The 16,117-nt window shown below is 71.9% G+C and carries 17 protein-coding genes and 1 pseudogene; 11 read left to right on the forward strand and 7 right to left on the reverse strand.

Going from position 1 to position 16,117, the window contains the following annotated elements:
• The first annotated feature begins 202 nt into the window (after positions 1-202).
• Positions 203-439, forward strand: a complete 237-nt coding sequence (locus ABZ851_RS12285; RefSeq protein ID WP_336053626.1) for a DUF6400 family protein — start codon at positions 203-205, stop codon at positions 437-439.
• 2 nt (positions 440-441) lie between these two features.
• Positions 442-672, forward strand: a complete 231-nt coding sequence (locus ABZ851_RS12290; RefSeq protein ID WP_361125264.1) for a hypothetical protein — start codon at positions 442-444, stop codon at positions 670-672.
• Positions 673-749: 77 nt separating this feature from the next.
• On the opposite strand, the gene ABZ851_RS12295 is transcribed toward ABZ851_RS12290, so the two are convergent.
• Positions 750-1,655, reverse strand: a complete 906-nt coding sequence (locus ABZ851_RS12295) for a S41 family peptidase (RefSeq protein ID WP_361125266.1) — start codon at positions 1,653-1,655, stop codon at positions 750-752.
• 101 nt (positions 1,656-1,756) lie between these two features.
• Between ABZ851_RS12295 and ABZ851_RS12300 the strand changes: the two genes are divergently transcribed.
• A complete protein-coding gene (locus tag ABZ851_RS12300) occupies positions 1,757-2,674 on the forward strand; it encodes a hypothetical protein (RefSeq protein WP_361125268.1) in 918 nt (305 codons plus the stop codon).
• Here the strand turns inward: ABZ851_RS12300 and ABZ851_RS12305 are convergent.
• Positions 2,671-3,528 carry a hypothetical protein gene (locus ABZ851_RS12305; protein ID WP_361125269.1) on the reverse strand — a complete coding sequence of 286 codons (858 nt, stop codon included), beginning with the start codon at positions 3,526-3,528 and terminating at the stop codon, positions 2,671-2,673. The genes ABZ851_RS12300 and ABZ851_RS12305 overlap by 4 nt on opposite strands.
• A 237-nt stretch (positions 3,529-3,765) precedes the next feature.
• Here ABZ851_RS12305 and ABZ851_RS12310 point away from each other — a divergent pair, with 237 nt between their 5' ends.
• Positions 3,766-4,626, forward strand: a complete 861-nt coding sequence (locus ABZ851_RS12310) for a hypothetical protein (RefSeq protein ID WP_361125271.1) — start codon at positions 3,766-3,768, stop codon at positions 4,624-4,626.
• A 383-nt stretch (positions 4,627-5,009) separates the two neighbouring features.
• A complete protein-coding gene (locus ABZ851_RS12315; protein ID WP_336053618.1) occupies positions 5,010-5,402 on the forward strand; it encodes a hypothetical protein in 393 nt (130 codons plus the stop codon).
• Positions 5,403-5,513: 111 nt separating this feature from the next.
• Here the strand turns inward: ABZ851_RS12315 and ABZ851_RS12320 are convergent, their stop codons facing one another.
• Complete coding sequence (locus tag ABZ851_RS12320) at positions 5,514-6,386, reverse strand: undecaprenyl-diphosphate phosphatase (RefSeq protein ID WP_361125273.1); 873 nt, start codon at positions 6,384-6,386, stop codon at positions 5,514-5,516.
• A gap of 165 nt (positions 6,387-6,551) precedes the next feature.
• Complete coding sequence (locus tag ABZ851_RS12325; RefSeq protein WP_361125275.1) at positions 6,552-7,253, reverse strand: VTT domain-containing protein; 702 nt, start codon at positions 7,251-7,253, stop codon at positions 6,552-6,554.
• A gap of 189 nt (positions 7,254-7,442) precedes the next feature.
• Here ABZ851_RS12325 and ABZ851_RS12330 point away from each other — a divergent pair, with 189 nt between their 5' ends.
• From ABZ851_RS12330 to ABZ851_RS12340, 3 genes are all read left to right on the forward strand, one after another.
• Positions 7,443-7,604, forward strand: coding sequence for a hypothetical protein (locus ABZ851_RS12330; RefSeq protein ID WP_177164734.1), 162 nt, complete (start codon positions 7,443-7,445; stop codon positions 7,602-7,604).
• A 109-nt stretch (positions 7,605-7,713) separates the two neighbouring features.
• Complete coding sequence (gene tuf / locus ABZ851_RS12335; RefSeq protein WP_093491089.1) at positions 7,714-8,886, forward strand: elongation factor Tu; 1,173 nt, start codon at positions 7,714-7,716, stop codon at positions 8,884-8,886.
• Between the two features lie 283 nt (positions 8,887-9,169).
• Positions 9,170-10,024: a fused MFS/spermidine synthase gene (locus ABZ851_RS12340; RefSeq protein ID WP_361125277.1), complete on the forward strand. Its 855-nt coding sequence runs from the start codon at positions 9,170-9,172 to the stop codon at positions 10,022-10,024.
• Positions 10,025-10,144: 120 nt separating this feature from the next.
• Here the strand turns inward: ABZ851_RS12340 and ABZ851_RS12345 are convergent.
• Positions 10,145-10,567 (reverse strand): annotated as a pseudogene (locus ABZ851_RS12345) (MFS transporter); the annotation flags it as partial.
• 339 nt (positions 10,568-10,906) lie between these two features.
• Here ABZ851_RS12345 and ABZ851_RS12350 point away from each other — a divergent pair.
• Entirely contained in the window at positions 10,907-11,362 is a 456-nt protein-coding gene (locus ABZ851_RS12350) for a DUF4442 domain-containing protein (RefSeq protein ID WP_361125279.1), read from the forward strand.
• A gap of 254 nt (positions 11,363-11,616) precedes the next feature.
• Positions 11,617-12,267, forward strand: a complete 651-nt coding sequence (locus ABZ851_RS12355) for a DedA family protein (RefSeq protein ID WP_361125281.1) — start codon at positions 11,617-11,619, stop codon at positions 12,265-12,267.
• A 102-nt stretch (positions 12,268-12,369) separates the two neighbouring features.
• Here ABZ851_RS12355 and ABZ851_RS12360 read toward each other — a convergent pair whose 3' ends face one another.
• Positions 12,370-12,579, reverse strand: a complete 210-nt coding sequence (locus ABZ851_RS12360; RefSeq protein WP_164993110.1) for a hypothetical protein — start codon at positions 12,577-12,579, stop codon at positions 12,370-12,372.
• 100 nt (positions 12,580-12,679) lie between these two features.
• A complete protein-coding gene (locus tag ABZ851_RS12365; protein ID WP_361125283.1) occupies positions 12,680-14,749 on the reverse strand; it encodes an AAA family ATPase in 2,070 nt (689 codons plus the stop codon).
• Between the two features lie 296 nt (positions 14,750-15,045).
• Between ABZ851_RS12365 and ABZ851_RS12370 the strand changes: the two genes are divergently transcribed.
• Entirely contained in the window at positions 15,046-16,038 is a 993-nt protein-coding gene (locus tag ABZ851_RS12370) for an alpha/beta hydrolase-fold protein (RefSeq protein ID WP_361125285.1), read from the forward strand.
• The last annotated feature ends 79 nt before the right edge of the window (positions 16,039-16,117 follow it).

Raw genomic sequence — 16,117 nt, forward strand, 5'->3', positions numbered from 1 at the left:
AGCAAAATCCGGCATACGGCATCCAGCGCTTCAGCGAGGGCCCTGCTTACGCCCGATATATCCCCTGCATTTCGTCACGTTGAGCTACCGACCCTGCACTCCAGTGGTCTCCGGCCCGCTCCGCTCCGCCTGACGCTTCCTCAGTGCCGCCCGGCTTGATAGACACGTCCGCATCATCCGCAAGTGGCACAGGACGCGCATCATGAACGACCGCAACACCTCTGACCACCAGATATTCGAGCTCGACCTCGCCGCCCACGAAGCCCGGCGGCGGGCCGAAGTCCTCGCGGCGCTGGGCGACACCTGGGACCCCATCGCGGTGGTGGAGGGCGAGGACGAGGCCTACCGGCTCCTCTACTCGGGCCTGGACGCGGAGCAGCAGGCCACCTACGACATGCTGGTCGCTGCCGAGGTGCTGCCGGGCCCCGGGCAGGGCTGAGCATGCTGCCGCTCGACCCGACCGCCGACATCGGCCGCCGCGCCTGGGTACCGTGCCCCCGCTGCCAGGACCACCAGGACTGCGGCAACTGCCTCGACGGCCGCACCTGCGGTGACCACTGGCGCTACCTTCTGTCGCACAAGGGCAGCGTCCTGCATCTGCAGTGTCCCAACTGCACCCACCTGTGGGCCTGGGAGTCGGGCTTCGGAGCGGGCGGCCGCACCGACGGCTGACGCCGGACCGCCGTCGGGCGCCTCTCGCTCCCGCACACCGTTCCCTGTCGTTGGCGCGTGCTGCCTCCGCCGGATCTTCACCGCTGGCCCCACCGCTCCCTCGCCTCTCCGTGTGCCGCCTCGAGCGCCTTCTCGGCCGGTACGGCACGATCCGGCTGCACCCCGACGCCCTCCCAGTTGGTGCCGGTGACGGCGTTGACGGTCCGGGCCGTCGGCACGGTGACCGTGATGTGCTCCGTCACCGGATGACGGGCGGTGGGGTGCGCACCGCCTCCCGTCGTCTCACCCACCACCTCGGCGCGCCCCTGGGCCTGCAGGGTGTACGCGACCTCTTCGCCGCCCGAGAAGGTGGTCGCGCTGGTGAGCACATACACCGGACGGCCGAGATAGCGGGGTGCGGGCAGATACGGGAGCGTCCAGTACTGCCGGGTGGAGTCGGTGGAGCGCTCGTAGATGTCGTTGAGGTGAACCTCGTCGTCGGGGAAGAAATAGCTGCACCACATCGCGGCGCCGGCGGGGAAGCCGCCCCGGCACTTCCGCAGATCGAAAAGGAGGGCACGGGTGCGCGCGACCAGCTCCATGGCCGCGCCGATCGCGTGGGCGCCCTCCCTGGCATCGGTTATCCAGCGCACGTCGAGATAGCCGATGTTGCCGTCGAGTTGTTCGGTGCGGTGGATGCCATGGTTCTCGGCCCGCATCAGGGCGAGGAACGCCGCCCGGCCCGCCCCCTCGTCCGCGGGTGCGGTGAGCGGCCGGGGCTCGTCCTGCCATAAGAGCCTGAGGTGCCTGTCCGGGCAGACCGCCTGCAGATGTCCGGTGACCGCCTCGCAGAGCGCGGCACCGCTCAGCTCGTCGTACTCACCGGCCGCCAGCCGTGCGCGCAGGGCCCGGTCGACCTCCGCGGCGCGCCGGGGGAAGACATAGCCGGCCGTGATGCGGTCGAGCACACTGCTGATGATCTCTGCGTTGCCGGGTGTTGCCACTGGTCCTCGATTCGGGTCGGTTGCGCCGAGGGCACCGGTACGGGCGGCCTTCGCGCCGCGGATGCGGTGCAGCAGGCGTCGGCCGGCGGTAGCGTGCGGGCATGGAGCTGCACGCACGATCGCTTTGGCTGGTGTCCGAGCCGCTGCATGCGGTCTGCTACTTCGATGACAGGTGCCGCCGCCTGGGCAAGGACCTCGGCCTCAAGGGCTTCTGGATGGGCTATTTCGCCTCGCGTACGGCGCCCTTGGGAGCGGTGGAGCCCGCGGCGGCCACGGCCGTACTCGGAGTGTTCGCCCCGGGGATGGTGGCCCGTGCGCTGCCCGCGGCCTGGCGCGTCGTCAGCCCGGCACATGTCCTCGACGAGCGCGGCAGCCGCGCGGCCCAGGCGCTGCGCGCGATCGACCCCGGGCTGGAGCGCACGGCAGCCGCGGTGCTGCCCCCGCTCCAGACGATCGTCGACGAGGCACCGCCCCTCGCCCGTCCCCTGTTCGCCGCCAACCGCGCGCTGTGCGACCACGCCGACCCTGTCGAGCGCCTGTGGCAACTGGTCACCGCGGTAAGGGAGTTCAGAGGCGACGCCCATCTCGCCGTGCTCGCTGACGAAGGGCTCGACGGCTGCGAGGCACTGGTCCTGGCCGTCGCCTCGGGGCGCGTTCCCCGAGACACCATGCGGCAGGACCGCGGCTGGAGCCAGGAGGAGTGGGCGGACGCGGCGGACCGGCTGCGCGCCCGCGGCCTCGTGGACGCACGGGGCGACGCGACCGAACACGGCCGGCAAGAACGCGAGCGCATCGAGGCGGCGACCGACCGGCTGGCCGGACGCCTGCTGCACCCGCTGCCCGAGGCGGAGACCGAGCGGCTGCTGCATACGCTCGAACCCCTGGTCCGGCGCCTCCTGGCCGCGGATGTCCTGCCCTTCCCCAACCCGATCGGCCTGCCGCACCTCGACGAGCCCGCACCACGCGGCGGCACCCTGTCCGGCCAACACAGCCAGGCCGCGCCGCCCCACGCCCCCTAACCCAGGCGCCTTCCGGCTTCGTTGAGCTTCTGCCCCAGATCCACCGTGTCGGATGCGGGCGGCACCTGGACCCTGACCGGCTTGTTGACGTCGAAGAACCGTATGCTCACGTCCAGCGGACCCTGGGCCGCCTGCGCACGCTCACGGAACTTCACGGTGCGGTCGCCGGGGCCGATCCATATGTCGAGCGTCAGCTTGCTCACCCCGAGCTGCTGATACTGCTCGATCACCTTCTTGCGGCGCTCGGCATCCAGCGCGCTCTTGGCGCCCCGCTTGTTCAGCAGATCCGCCACCTCGACCACACCGGCGTAGTGCGAGGTCCGCACCCCGTCGACGGTCTCCTCGCCGACTTTCTTGACGTCGTCGGACTGGGGCAGCAAGGACGCCTGCGCCGCCGGGTCCTGGTCTGCCTGCTGCTGCATCCCCCCGAGGGCGTCGGCCCCCTTGTCCTTCATGGCGAACTTGATCCAGTGCTTGCCGCCCAACGCGGCCGTCGCCTTCCCGCCCCCGCCGAGATACACCGCGTCCCCGACGAGCCGCACCGAGAACTCGCCCTCCTCCTTGCCTCCGGAGGCCTTCATCCGCATGTCGATGGCGCGCGGACGCATGCTGAACGACACCTTGCCGTCGACCGTTCCCTGCCCCGGGACCCTGCCGGAGAGCTGGTACGAGACGGAGTTCAGCTTGGCCCCCTTGTCGACGGCCTTTTGCACCGCGGCGACCGGTGCGGCGTTGATGTTCCCCGACGCGGCGGTGTGGTCGCCTGACGTCGTGCAGGCCGCCGTGCCGCACAGCACGGCTCCGGTGAGCAGCGCCCCCGCGACGCGGGACGGGATACGGGAGAAATGAGTCATGGCCCCCCCATGAGCACATGGAACTATGAAAATGTCATCGATCATGACAATAACCCATGGCACCGACAACCGGCGCTGAGTAGTTACGCAAGCGTGTGACCAGGGAATATGACATCCCGACCAGACCGGGGGCGGTCGCCGGCCGGGCGCCGGGGTGATTGTCATCTGGTGGTTCGATGAGTGCTTTGGGGTGCTTTGCTGGGCCGGGTCGGGACACCTCTGACCAAGAGCCGTTGAATGGGTATGGATCCTAGAGAGTTGTGGGACCGCAACGCCGTGCTGGCAGAAGCGTTTTGTCTGGGCGATGAGCGGGTGCGCGAGGCGCAGGCCCGACTTGACGAGGCGCAGGCGGACCGGTCACGGGTTTTGGCGGCATTCGCGGTCACGGTGGGCAGCACCGGCGCGGTGGCCGGTCTGTTCGGTTTGAACGAGCGGGAAGTACGGATCGCCCGGCGCACGGTGGGCAAGGACGACGCCCGAGCGGTCGCCGAGGAACTGCTGGCGGCCGCCACTCCCGCCGCGCCACCGCGGGAACCGGAAGAGGTCTCACCGGCGCCCGATCCCGCCGCCGAATATTCTCACCAGAACCCGATTGCCGGAACACGTCCCACCGGCCTGCCCCGCGAAGGTGCCGGCGGCCCTGGGGCAGCGGAACAGAGCTGGTCGCCGGCGATGGACGCGGTCCTCATCGGCAGTTGGCAGACCGGCGTGGATTTGCGCGAACTCGCCGCCGAATTCGGGCTCGACCTCACCCGCCTGGTCACCCGCGCCCAACAACTCTCGGCCCAGGGGCGGTTCTACCCCGGCCCCGCGGAGAGCCACGCGGGACGCCACCGGCGCGGCCCCGGCGATGTGCACGAGTCCGAATACACCATCCCCGCACAGCAGACGAACTCCTGGAACGCCGCGCCCTCGGGGCACCAGATGGCGTCCGCCTGGCACACCGGCACGATGCCGCCCGCGGAGTCCGTCCCGGACATGACCGCCCTGGCCTCGGAATGGGACAACGCTCTCGCCCCGTGGGGGACCCTCGCGCCCTCCCACGAGGATGCCGCACCCTCCCATCAGCCCTGGGCCCAATACCACCTCAGTTCTTGACCCCACACGATGCACTTGCGAGACGTACCCACCCTGCCTCGCAGGCCGGCACCGGCCCGGCCGAGGGCGACGCGTCCCCGCCGGAATTCCTGAGCGGGGACGAAGAGGGGACGAAGAGGGGACGAAGAGAGGCGGGAGAAAAGGGAGAGAGAAAGAAGAGAAGAGGGCGGGCCGGAGCCGGTCGGGGCGCTACGTCGTGGAGGTCCAGGACCGGGGCCTTACCGCTGATGACACCGGCTATCGCTGACGGCTGCCACCCCGTGAGCCATCGCCGGTCGTAGCGCTCCGTAATTCTCTTGCTACTTGTCGAATCCGGGCGGGCCCGCGACAGTGTGGGGAGGGGTGCGGTCAGCCGACCGCAAGCAGCCAAGGGGGGTCTTGTGATGCACACGCGACAGGAGAGCGTCCGGCCGGTGACCACTGCACGGCGGCGCTCGGCGGCGGTCGGGGCGGCCCTCGCCGCAGTCAGCGCGCTGGGGCTGGCGACCGCGGCACCGGCGAGCGCCGAGGTCAAGTCCACCTGCGGCACCTACATCTGCGTGGCCACGGCCTACCAGGGGCGCGACTACGTCCAGGACATCACCGTCACGACGCGGGACGGACTGCCGGGGACCTTGCGCGCCTTCGTGGGCGATTACGGGAACCGCAAGGCCAACGTGTCGCGGTGGCGGTTCGTCGTCAACCGCGAGATCAGGGCGTATCCGCGACTGGCCGTCTGCGGTGGCCTGGACCGCAGCGGCAGGGTGATCGAGAACCACTGTGTACTGATCCCCTGATCTCCTGATCCTCCGAGCCCCTGGGCCATGAGTCCCCTGGGCGTCTGATTCGCTCAGTGCCCGCCGGGTCGGTCACAGGCCCGCCCTTCCCGAGCGCGTGACCATGCCCTCTCAGCCCGCCGTCTCGCCCGCGTGCGGCGTCAGGGTCCCCGCCGTGACCAGGGCGAACAGGGCTATGCCCAGGAGGATGCGGTAGATGACGAACGGCATGAAGGACTTGTGGGAGATGAACTTCATGAACCATGCGATGACGGCGTAGCCGACGGCGAAGGCGATGAGCGTGGCGAAGAGGGTGGGGCCCCAGGAGACGTGGCCCTCGCCCGCGTCCTTGAGTTCGAAGACGCCGGAGGCCAATACCGCCGGGATGGCGAGCAGGAAGGAGTAGCGGGCCGCGGATTCGCGGGTGTAGCCCATCAGGAGGCCGCCGCTGATCGTGGCGCCCGAGCGGGAGACGCCGGGAATGAGCGCCATGGCCTGGCATATGCCGTACAGCAGACCGTCCTTGACGCTGAGATCCGTGAGGGACTTGCGCTGCTTGGCGGCCCGGTGCCGGCCGCCGGTCTCGTCACGGGCGGCCAGGCGGTCGGCGATGCCGAGGACCACGCCCATCACGATGAGGGTGGTGGCGATCAGCCGCAGATCGCGGAACGGGCCCTCGATGGCGTCCTTGAGCGTGATGCCCAGGACGCCGATCGGGATCGAGCCCACGATCACCAGCCAGCCCATCTGGGCGTCGTGATCGTGTCGCAGCTCCCGGTGGAAGAGGGAGCGCGCCCAGGCCGAGATGATCCGCCCGATGTCCTTGCGGAAGTAGATGATGACGGCCGCTTCGGTGCCGATCTGGGTGATGGCGGTGAACGCCGCACCGGGGTCCTGCCAGCCCGCGAACGCCGCCGTCAGACGGAGGTGCGCACTGGAGGAGATCGGCAGGAACTCGGTCAGCCCTTGGACGAGTCCGAGGACGAATGATTCAAACCAAGACATGGAAAATACGCTATCCAAGGGTGGTCAGGCGCTGACCTGCGCAAGAGGGGAGAAAACGGTCGGTGGCGGCGGATGCGGTTCATCGCCGACAGGGGGCAGCGTAACGCCCGAAGATGTCCGGGCGGCCAAAGGGTCCTGGACGTGCGGTGCCCGCCCGACCCGCGGTCAGTCCTCGCGGAGCGCCTTGCGTTTGCACCACGCCACCACCAGCGCGCCCAGAGCGCTGAGGGCGATGAAGGCCATGGCCGCGAGGAACACCGGTGAGGTGGGCGTCGAAGCCCGCGCGCCGGCCACGGCGTAGGCCGCGGTGTTCGGGATGCTGCCGAGTGCCGTGGCGGCCAGGTAGGTGCCCCAGCCCATACGGGAGATGGCGGCGCAGTAGTTCATGGCGCAGAACGGCAGGCCGGGGAAGAGCCGGACGACCAGCATCGAGCGGAAGCCGTGCTCGCTCAGCTGCCGGTCGGCGGCCGTCAGCCAGCGGGTGCGCAACAACGGGCGCAGGGCGTCCTGTCCGAGCAGCCGGCCGAGCCCGAACGTCAGCGCGGCACTCAGCACCGTGCCGGCCAGTGCGGTGGCCAGCCCGGCCTGGCTGCCGAAGAGGGCCCCCGCCGCGAGATTGAGGACCGGGCGCGGGACGAAGGCGCTGGTGCACGCGCCGTATGCCAGGGCGAAGAGCGCCAGGGCGGCAGGGCCGGCCGACCCGGCGGGGTGGGCGCCGGTCAGCAGATGCTGCGGCTGCCACCAGAGCGTCACGGCCGCGCCGCAGGCCAGCAGGGTGAGCAGCAGGCACAGCCGGGACCGGGGAGACAACAGCGCGCGCGTGCAGCGCGCGGTGAGGCCGGCGGGCGCTGCGGCGGGTGGGAACACCCCGGGAGCCTAACCGACGGGGCTGCCGGGGAGCCGTAACGGTGCCGACGGTGCGTGAGCCGCCGGGCATCGGTGCGTCCTGACGCATCGCCGGGTACACCGGCGGCCGGCTGCCCCCTCCAGGCGTATCGGGACGGCGGCCGGATAAATCGGTCGACGCGGCGGCGGGCACCCGGCACCATAGGGCGCATGTTCCGGTACGCCTTCCTCCCGCTCCCGTCCGCAGTCGCGGACGAGCCGAAGGCTGCCGTCGATTTCCTCGCGGCCATCGCCGCCTGCGTTCCCGCAGTCACTGCCGTCGCAGCGGTCGCCGTCCCGGCCGCCGCAGCGGCCGACGGCGCACGAAGCTGACCCTCTCCGGATCGTCCGGCGGACCCCGCAGGGGGAGGGTCGGCCGGGTTCAGGGGTCCCCACGGCGCCAAGTCGCCGTTCTCACCGCATCGTTGCGAGGAAGAACACCATGCCCAAGACGGCATACGTGCGCACCAAGCCGCACGTGAACATCGGCACCATGGGCCACGTCGACCACGGCAAGACGACGCTGACCGCGGCCATCACCAAGGTCCTCAGCGCGCGCGGCAGTGGCACGTTCGTGCCCTTCGACCGGATCGACCGGGCCCCGGAGGAGGCCGCCCGCGGCATCACCATCAACATCGCGCATGTCGAGTACGAGACCGGCACCCGGCACTACGCCCACGTCGACATGCCCGGCCACGCGGACTTCATCAAGAACATGGTGACCGGCGCGGCGCAGCTCGACGGCGCGATCCTCGTCGTCTCGGCGCTCGACGGGATCATGCCGCAGACCGCCGAGCATGTGCTGCTCGCCAAGCAGGTGGGCGTCCGGCACATCGTCGTCGCCCTCAACAAGGCCGACGCCGGCGACCCGGAGCTCACCGACCTGGTGGAGCTGGAGGTGCGCGAACTGCTGAGCGCGCACGGCTACGACGGGGAGCACGTGCCCGTCGTACGGGTCTCGGGGCTGCGTGCCCTGGAGGGCGACCCGCGCTGGACGGCGGCGATCGACGCGCTGCTGGACGCCGTCGACACCTATGTCCCGATGCCCGAGCGGTATGTCGACGCGCCCTTTCTGCTGCCGGTGGAGAACGTGCTGACCATCACCGGCCGCGGCACGGTCGTCACCGGAGCCGTCGAGCGCGGCACGGTGCGGGTCGGCGACCGGGTCGCGGTGCTCGGCGCGGAGACCGAGACGACGGTCACCGGGCTGGAGACGTTCGGCAAGCCCATGGAATCCGCCGAGGCCGGGGACAATGTCGCGCTGCTGCTGCGTGGTCTGCACCGCGACCAGGTGCGCCGCGGGCACGTGGTCGCCGCACCGGGCAGCGTCACACCGCGGCGCCGCTTCACCGCCGAGGTGTATGTGCTCTCCACCGAGGAGGGCGGCCGCCGTACGCCGCTGTCCACCGGTTACCGGCCGCAGTTCTACATCCGTACCGCGGACGTGGTCGGCGACCTCGACCTCGGCGAGCGGGGCGTCGCCCGGCCCGGGGAGACGGTGACGGTGTCGGTCGAACTGGGCCGGGACGTGCCGCTGGAGCGGGGCCTGGGCTTCGCCATCCGCGAGGGCGGACGCACCGTCGGCGCGGGCACGGTGCGCACCGTCGGGGAGTAGGCACCGCAGGCCGGCGGGCTGCGCCCGGCACCTCTCGGGGTGCCGGGCGCAGCCGCCTCCGGTCGCCGCGGACGGGTGGGTGCGAGACTGCTCGCCCGGACGAACGGGTACGAGGGCTCACCGCTGCGCCACGCTGCGCGGGCGGTCGGCCGCGCAGCGAGGAAGCCCCGATGGCGGGCGCGCACTGGCCAGGCCAGGCCAGGCCAGGGCGGGGCCGCGCCGGCGACCGGTGCCCGCGACGGCCGGGGCCGGGACACCGTGGCCGCACCGGCACAATGGGACGGTGGACGAAGCACCCGAGCCGATACCCGTCACCCGGACCGTGGACTGCGGCACGGCCAAGCTGCTGCCGGACGTCGACCGCCCGCGCGCCTGGCTGCTCACGGTGGACGGTGCACCCCAGTCGTACGTGGACCTCGACGCGCCGACCCAGCTGGAATTCGAGTACGTACGCCGGCTGGCATACGTCCTGGACGAGGTGGCCGCCCCGGGCCGGCCGCTCGATGTGCTGCACCTGGGCGGCGGGGCGCTGACCCTGCCGCGCTATGTCGCCGCCGTCCGTCCGCACTCCCGGCAGGATGTCATCGAGGCCGACCGCGGGCTGCTCGCCCTGGTGAAGGAACATCTTCCACTGCCCGGCGACTGCGGGATCACGGTGCACGCCGAGGACGCCCGCAGGGCGCTGGAGGCCGCGCCGGAGGGCAGCGCCGATGTCATCGTGGCCGATGTCTTCGGCGGCTCGCGAGTGCCGGCGCACCTCACCTCGGTCGAGTACGCCGGGGCCGCGGCCCGGGTGCTGCGACCGGACGGCTGCTACGCCGCGAACCTCGCGGACGGCGCGCCGTTCGGCTTCCTGCGCGGCCAACTCGCCAATTTCGCCGCGGTCTTCGACCATCTCGCACTGATCGCCGAGCCGTCGGTGCTGCGCGGCCGCCGGTTCGGCAATGCGGTGCTGCTCGCCTCGCGCGCACCGCTCCCCGTCGCCGCACTGGCCCGGCGGACGGCCGGCGACGCGTTCCCGGCGCGCGTCGAGCACGGTGCGGCGCTGCGGCGGCTGATCGCGGATGCGGTACCCGTACGCGATGCCGAGGCGGTGGCGTCCCCCATGCCGCCCGACGGCGCTTTCAGCGTCGGCTGAGCGCGGTCCGCCGCGGGCGGGCAGGGCCGCGACGACCGGTCACTCCGCCTCCGCGGTGTGCGGTTCCGTGGCTCCGGCCGCGCGGGGGACCGCCCCTGTGGCGGCCGGCTCCGGAGCCGGCCGCCGGGTCAGCCGCCGCACGTCGGGCACGCACAGCACCGCCCCCGTCAGCAGCACGATCACGGCGCAGCAGCCCCCCAGCGCACCCTGCCGGCCGATGAGGTCCTGTACGGGGCCGGCCAGCGCGGTGGCGAGCGGGACCATGGCCAGGGACCCGAGCCAGTCGTACGACGAGACCCGGGAGAACTTCTCCTCGGGGATCTCCTGGTACAGCGCCGTCATCCACGCCATCGAGAAGACCTCGACCGCGACCCCGGTGCCGAACATGATCACGCCGAGCCCGGTTGCGGGGAGGGGCACGGCGAGCGCGGCGGACGGGAGGGCGAGCGGGAAGACGCACAGCGAACCGGTGAGCGGGAGGCGGTGCGGTGTGACCCGGGTCATCATGAGGGCGCCGCCCACGGTGCCCGCGAGGGCCGCCAGCACACCACCTGCCACAGCCGTGGCTCACCGGTCAGGACGAGCAGTGCGAACAGGCCCTGGGAGACGCAGCTGAGGGCGTTCGCGGCGACCATCACGCGGTGCCGGGGCAGTCGGTCGGCGACCGCCCATGCGGCCAGGACAACGGCACAGCGAAGGCGGAGCGGTGCGGACCCCCGGCGCACCTCCTGCGCCGGGGGTCAAGGACAGGCAAGGCGTTACGTGGGCCGCACACGGATATCTCCGGAGGGCGCTGTCGCGGGGCCGCGGCGTCCGGTCGGTCCGGCGGCGGAGCGCGACCGCCCCTTCACACCTAAGCTACCGCTAGGTAACATGACGCCCATGTCCTCCGAGACCCTGCCGTCGATCGGCGCAATGATGGCGGCCTCCGTGCCGATGGCCCGCACCCTGAACCTCGAGTTCGCCGAGACCACCGCCGAGCGCGCCGTGGTCCGCATGCCCGACCAGGCCGACTTCCACAACCACGTCGGCGGACCGCACGCCGGCGCGATGTTCACCCTCGCCGAGTCGGCGAGCGGCGCCATCGTGATGGCGGCCTTCGGTGACCAGCTCGGCCGGGCGGTGCCGCTGGCCGTGCGCGCCGAGATCGGCTACAAGAAGCTCGCCATGGGGCCGGTCACCGCCACCGCGGAGCTGGGCCGGCCGGTGGCCGAGGTCGTCGCCGAGCTCGACGCCGGCGAGCGCCCGGAGTTCCCCGTGAACATCGCCATCACCCGCGAGGACGGCGCCGTCACCGGCGAGATGAGCATCGTGTGGACCCTGCGCCCCAACAAGTGAGCTGATTCACAGCGGGGTTTCCCCGGCCCGTCGTGCCGCGCACGGCGGGCCGTCGCCGTTTCCGAGGGGGCGCTCGGCCCCCGGACCGGGCCGCGGGAACAGGTGTTGCGCAGCGCACTCGGATTCGGCCCTCCGCCGGCGCCATCGAGTACGCTTCCCGGGCGTGCCGAGGCGCGCCAGGGGATCGACCGGCGCCGGTGTCATGGCTGCCGGCGCCCGGCCCACGGGGCCCTACACCAGCGGAGGAAGCGGCGTTGCACATCCAGGAGTGGCTCGAGACCGTACCGGCCGTGAGCGTCTACCTCCTGGTGGGGGTGGTCATCGGACTGGAGAGCGTGGGCATTCCGCTGCCCGGCGAGATCGTCCTCGTCAGCGCGGCGATTCTCGCGGCGACCCAGGACCACATCAATCCGGTCGTGCTGGGTGCCTGTGCCTCCGCGGGTGCGATCCTCGGTGACTCCGTCGGGTATCTGATCGGACGCAAGGGGGGCCAGCCCCTGCTGCAGTGGGCGGGCCGGAAGTTCCCCAAGCACTTCGGCCCGGACCATGTCGCCATGGCCGAGGCGAAGTTCGACAAGTGGGGTATGTGGGCGGTCTTCTTCGGCCGTTTCGTCGCGCTGCTGCGCATCTTCGCGGGACCGCTCGCCGGCGTGCTGAAGATGCCGTACTGGAAGTTCCTGATCGCCAACGTCCTCGGGGGCATCATCTGGGCCGGTGGTACGACCGCGCTGATCTACAGCGTGGGCATGATCGCCGAGGAGTGGCTCAAGCGCTTCTCCTGGCTCGGGCTGGTCGCCGCCCTGCTGTTCGGCGCCGGGTCCTTCCTCCTCATGAAGTACCGCGCGAAGAAGGCGGCCGCCGCGCGCGAGGCGGCGGAGGAACCGGTCACCGCGACGGTCGACTGACTTCCCCGGGACGCAGCGCGGGTCCGTACCGCCCTCCACGGCGGTCCGCGGCTCACCCGGCACAACTCAGCCGGTGCCGCGGGCTCGTTGGCGGCCCGTACGTCAGGGCATCAGCCAGACATCGGGCCCGCCGTCGCGCCATTCGAAGAGTCCGGTGTCGTCCCAGACGAAGTTCGCGGTGCCGAATCCGGCCCGGCGCAGTATCGCGGCCACGTCACCGGGCCGCAGCGCCCGGCCCAGATCCTGTCCGTTGAGCGACACACGGCGACCACCGGTGCAGGGCGGATGCACGATCACGGGGGCACGCTTCATGCCTCCCAGCATGCGACCGGCCCCCCGCTCCCGCATCCCGAACGCGGTCGGCGCGTCACCCAGCGTGTTCCCCGGCGGCACGCCGCGGACGGCCCGGCCCTCAGGAGCCGGCCCGCAACCGTGAGAAGAACGGCCGGGCCCTGACGCCGGGACCGCCGCGCTGCCACCACGGCGTCTCCTCGTCGGCGTCCGGCCGTGCCGTCCCGCCGCGCACCGTCCGGCGCAGGCCCGCCAGCATGTGGCGTACCCCCGCGATGAACAGCGGGTCGCCGATGAGTTTCTTGGCCACCAGCGCCTTGTGGCAGGCGCGCAGCGCCGCCGTCGGCTTCCCATGGGCGCTCTCGGTCATCGCACGGGCGTAGAGGACCGTCGAGTACAGCCAGAAATCGCCGTCGCAGTGCCGGGTCTCCCAGGCGCGGTGGGCCGCCGTCCGCGCCCGCTCCGCGTCGAGCGGAGCCAGGGCGATGGCGAGCAGCGCCCAGCTGTGGGCGGGACCCGGCCCGAACCACGGATCCCTGGAGTGGTGCCGGGCCGCCTCCTCCAGGCACGCCATGGCCGCCGCGGTGTTCCCGCGGTACAGCTCCAGCACGCCGTGCGCATGCGCGATACGGGCCAGTCCGTCGGAGTCCGCATGCATCACGGCCGCCGTCCAGGCCTCGCCGAGCAGGGCCTCCGCGGCGGCGGGCGAATGTTCCTGCGCGGCGAGATAGCCGGCCAGCCACAGCGCCCGGGCCCGCAGCGCGGTGTCGTCCCGGGAGAGCAGCAGCAGGCGGTCCAGATGGGCCCGTCCCTCCCGGCGGAAGCCGCAGGCCGCCCAGTGGAACCACAGGGACACCGCGATCTCCAGCGCGCCGAGCGCATCCTCCGCGTCCTGCGGCGGCCGGGTCAGCGCCGCATCGAGATTGGCCCGTTCGTCCTCCACCAGCCGCACGGCGACCTGCTGGTTCGGTCCCTGCCAGGTGATCTGGGCCTCGGCCGCGAGGGCCGCACAGGCCTGCCGGAAGCGTCGCAGCGCCGCGGACTCCTCGCCCGCCTCCCGCAGCTGCGTCCGCCCGAAGTCCCGGGCGGCGCGCGGAAGTCGGTAGCGCGGCGGCAGTGCGGCCCCGGTGTCCTCGTGCGCGCCGCCCGCGTCCCGTACGCGTTCGACGACCGAGGCCGTACGGAGCCGTTCCAGCGCACCGTCGACCGCCGCCGCAGGCACGTCACTGCTGGTGCACACGCATCCGGCGAGCCAGGGGTCGAAGTCGCCGGGCAGCACCGAGAGCCTGGCCCACACCCGGCGGTCGGTGGGCGAGCAGAGGGCGTAGCCCGCGGCCTGCGCGGCGTGCAGCGAGGTGTGCCGCACGGTTGCCGCCGGCCCGGAGTAGAACAGCGGACCGTCCGTGCCCACCTGCGCTGCGAGCTGCGGCAGGGACATCCGGTCCAACTGGTGCGCGGCCAGGGCGATCGCCAGCGGTGAGCCCTCCAGTGCCTGGCACACCGTGACCAGGAGTTCGGGCGCCGCGGCTGCCGTCCCGGTGCCGGCGACCCGGGTGGCCAGCAGCTCGACCGCCGGTCCGGCGATCCCCTCGCCCAGCGTCACCGGCAGCGGCGCCAGGTCGACTACCTGCTCCTCGGCCAGTCCCAGCGGGCCCCGCGCGGTCGCCATGATGCGCAGCGACGGATCGGCCCGCAGCAGCCGCCGTACGAGCTGTGCGCACTCGGCGAGCACCGGGTCGCAGTCGTCCAGCAGCACGGTCGCGCGCTGCCGGCGGCAGTGTGCGGCCAGCGCCGCGAGGGCCGTTGCGCCCGGGGGAGTGCGGGCCGTGGTGGCATCCGTCCGGTCCGCCCCAACGGGCGGCGGTGCGCCGGGACCGGGGTCGGCCGCCTGCCGGGCGAGGGGCCGGGCGGTGTCCCGGCAGACGGTGTCCGCCTGCCCCGCCGCCCGGAGCAGCGCCTCGGCCGGACCGCCCTCGGCCAGTCCGTCCCAGCAGCCGACCCGGATGACGGTGCCGCCGTGCCGAGCGGTGTGCTCCTCCAGGACGGCGCGGGCCAGCACGCTCTTGCCCACCCCGGCGGCACCGGTGAGCGTCACCAGCGAAGCACCGTTCAGCAGCCCGGACACCTGCTCATGCTCAACGGCCCGCCCCACTACGCCGGGCAGTGGCCGGTGATCGGCCCACGCGGTCATCGGTCATCCCCAACCACGGCACAGTGCCGCGCCCTTCCGAACTGGGCACCCACGATGCCAGAACCGACCGTCCGGTAAGGAACGAGTGGGCGCATCGAACGAGGGAAACCCCGGCGCCGTATTTGACGCGACGCGAGGTCTCCACGGGCCCCGGGGCGGGCGGAGCACCAGGTCACGGCGCAGGGGGCGGGCGTCGAGGACCCGTCGGGCGATCTTAAAGTGGTGTCTTTCGACCGGCGTGGCAGTGGCAGCGTGGCTGTCCGCGGCCGGCCCGAGTACCCGAGGAGTACGTCCCGATGAAGCGCCTGCGTGTCCGTGCTGCGGCGAGTGTGGTGGCCCTGGGGCTGCTGGCCGGTTGCGGCGACGGCCGGGACTTCGTCGACGCCTCGAGCGTGCCGCAGTTGCAGGTCCACGCCGCGGACGCCCGCAACGGCAAGCCCCGGGTGGCCGTGCCGCGGGGCCCGCGCTCCTCCTTCACCCCGTTCCGTACGGCGGGGGACGGCACCGAGGTCGTGACGACGAAGTGGCACGGGCGCAAGTCCGGTTTCACCGGGGACATCTGGGTCTGGGTGCCGCCGGAGTACCACCAGGCGCAGTACGCCGCGAGCGGCTTCCCGGTGCTGATCGCGCTGCCCGGCGCGTACGGCTATCCGTTCAACTACTGGGCCGGGGACGCCTTCGCGCTGCAGGAGCGGATCGCCCGGTGGTCGCGGCAGGGCAAGACACTGCCGTTCATCGTCGTGATGCCGGTGCTGAACCCCGGCAGGAAGTACTACGACGGCAGCGACATACCAGGGCAGCCGAAGATGGGCACCTGGCTGACCGAGGACGTGCCGGACTTCGCGCGAGCCAACTTCCGTACCTACAAGAGCCGTGACGGCTGGGCCTTCATGGGGTCCTCGTCGGGTGGGTTCGCCGCGTTGAAGGCCGTGCTCAAGGAGCCGCGGAAGTTCAAGGCGGCCATCGTCAACGGCCCGGACACGGCGCCGGATTCGCCGATGTGGCAGGGGCACCCGGCGGAGATGCGTGCCAACGACCCACGCCACCTGGCGCGGCGGCTGGCCGCGCGGCGGAGCCCGCCGGTCTATCTGGCCTTCGAACTCGGCAGCAAGGAGGCGGCGGTCCCCGATGTGAAGCGCTTCATCAAGGACTACACCGGCGGGCCGGTCCACTCCACGCTCTTCGAAATACCGGGCGGCGTGCACAGCCCTCACACCTATATCCAGCGGATGGCCGACTCACTGCACTGGATCAGCGAGCAGATGCAGGGCCCCGTACCGTCGGTTTGACGCACCGTCGCCCGGGTGGTCGCACGGGAGGGTCCTCCTGTTGCCGGTGCCGGGCCGGCCGCAAGAATTGTCCGTGACC

The organism is Streptomyces sp. NPDC047049 (genome assembly GCF_040643995.1).
Lineage (GTDB): Bacteria > Actinomycetota > Actinomycetes > Streptomycetales > Streptomycetaceae > Streptomyces > Streptomyces mooreae.

Excerpts from the sequence above, each read along its gene's own strand:
- ABZ851_RS12285 (WP_336053626.1), top strand. The coding sequence starts at position 203 with ATGAACGACCGCAACACCTCTGACCACCAGATATTCGAGCTCGACCTC.
- ABZ851_RS12290 (WP_361125264.1), top strand. The coding sequence starts at position 442 with ATGCTGCCGCTCGACCCGACCGCCGACATCGGCCGCCGCGCCTGGGTA.
- ABZ851_RS12300 (WP_361125268.1), top strand. The coding sequence starts at position 1,757 with ATGGAGCTGCACGCACGATCGCTTTGGCTGGTGTCCGAGCCGCTGCAT.
- ABZ851_RS12305 (WP_361125269.1), bottom strand. The coding sequence starts at position 3,528 with ATGACTCATTTCTCCCGTATCCCGTCCCGCGTCGCGGGGGCGCTGCTC.
- ABZ851_RS12310 (WP_361125271.1), top strand. The coding sequence starts at position 3,766 with ATGGGTATGGATCCTAGAGAGTTGTGGGACCGCAACGCCGTGCTGGCA.
- ABZ851_RS12315 (WP_336053618.1), top strand. The coding sequence starts at position 5,010 with ATGCACACGCGACAGGAGAGCGTCCGGCCGGTGACCACTGCACGGCGG.
- ABZ851_RS12320 (WP_361125273.1), bottom strand. The coding sequence starts at position 6,386 with ATGTCTTGGTTTGAATCATTCGTCCTCGGACTCGTCCAAGGGCTGACC.
- ABZ851_RS12330 (WP_177164734.1), top strand. The coding sequence starts at position 7,443 with ATGTTCCGGTACGCCTTCCTCCCGCTCCCGTCCGCAGTCGCGGACGAG.
- tuf (WP_093491089.1), top strand. The coding sequence starts at position 7,714 with ATGCCCAAGACGGCATACGTGCGCACCAAGCCGCACGTGAACATCGGC.
- ABZ851_RS12350 (WP_361125279.1), top strand. The coding sequence starts at position 10,907 with ATGTCCTCCGAGACCCTGCCGTCGATCGGCGCAATGATGGCGGCCTCC.
- ABZ851_RS12360 (WP_164993110.1), bottom strand. The coding sequence starts at position 12,579 with ATGAAGCGTGCCCCCGTGATCGTGCATCCGCCCTGCACCGGTGGTCGC.
- ABZ851_RS12365 (WP_361125283.1), bottom strand. The coding sequence starts at position 14,749 with ATGACCGCGTGGGCCGATCACCGGCCACTGCCCGGCGTAGTGGGGCGG.
- ABZ851_RS12370 (WP_361125285.1), top strand. The coding sequence starts at position 15,046 with ATGAAGCGCCTGCGTGTCCGTGCTGCGGCGAGTGTGGTGGCCCTGGGG.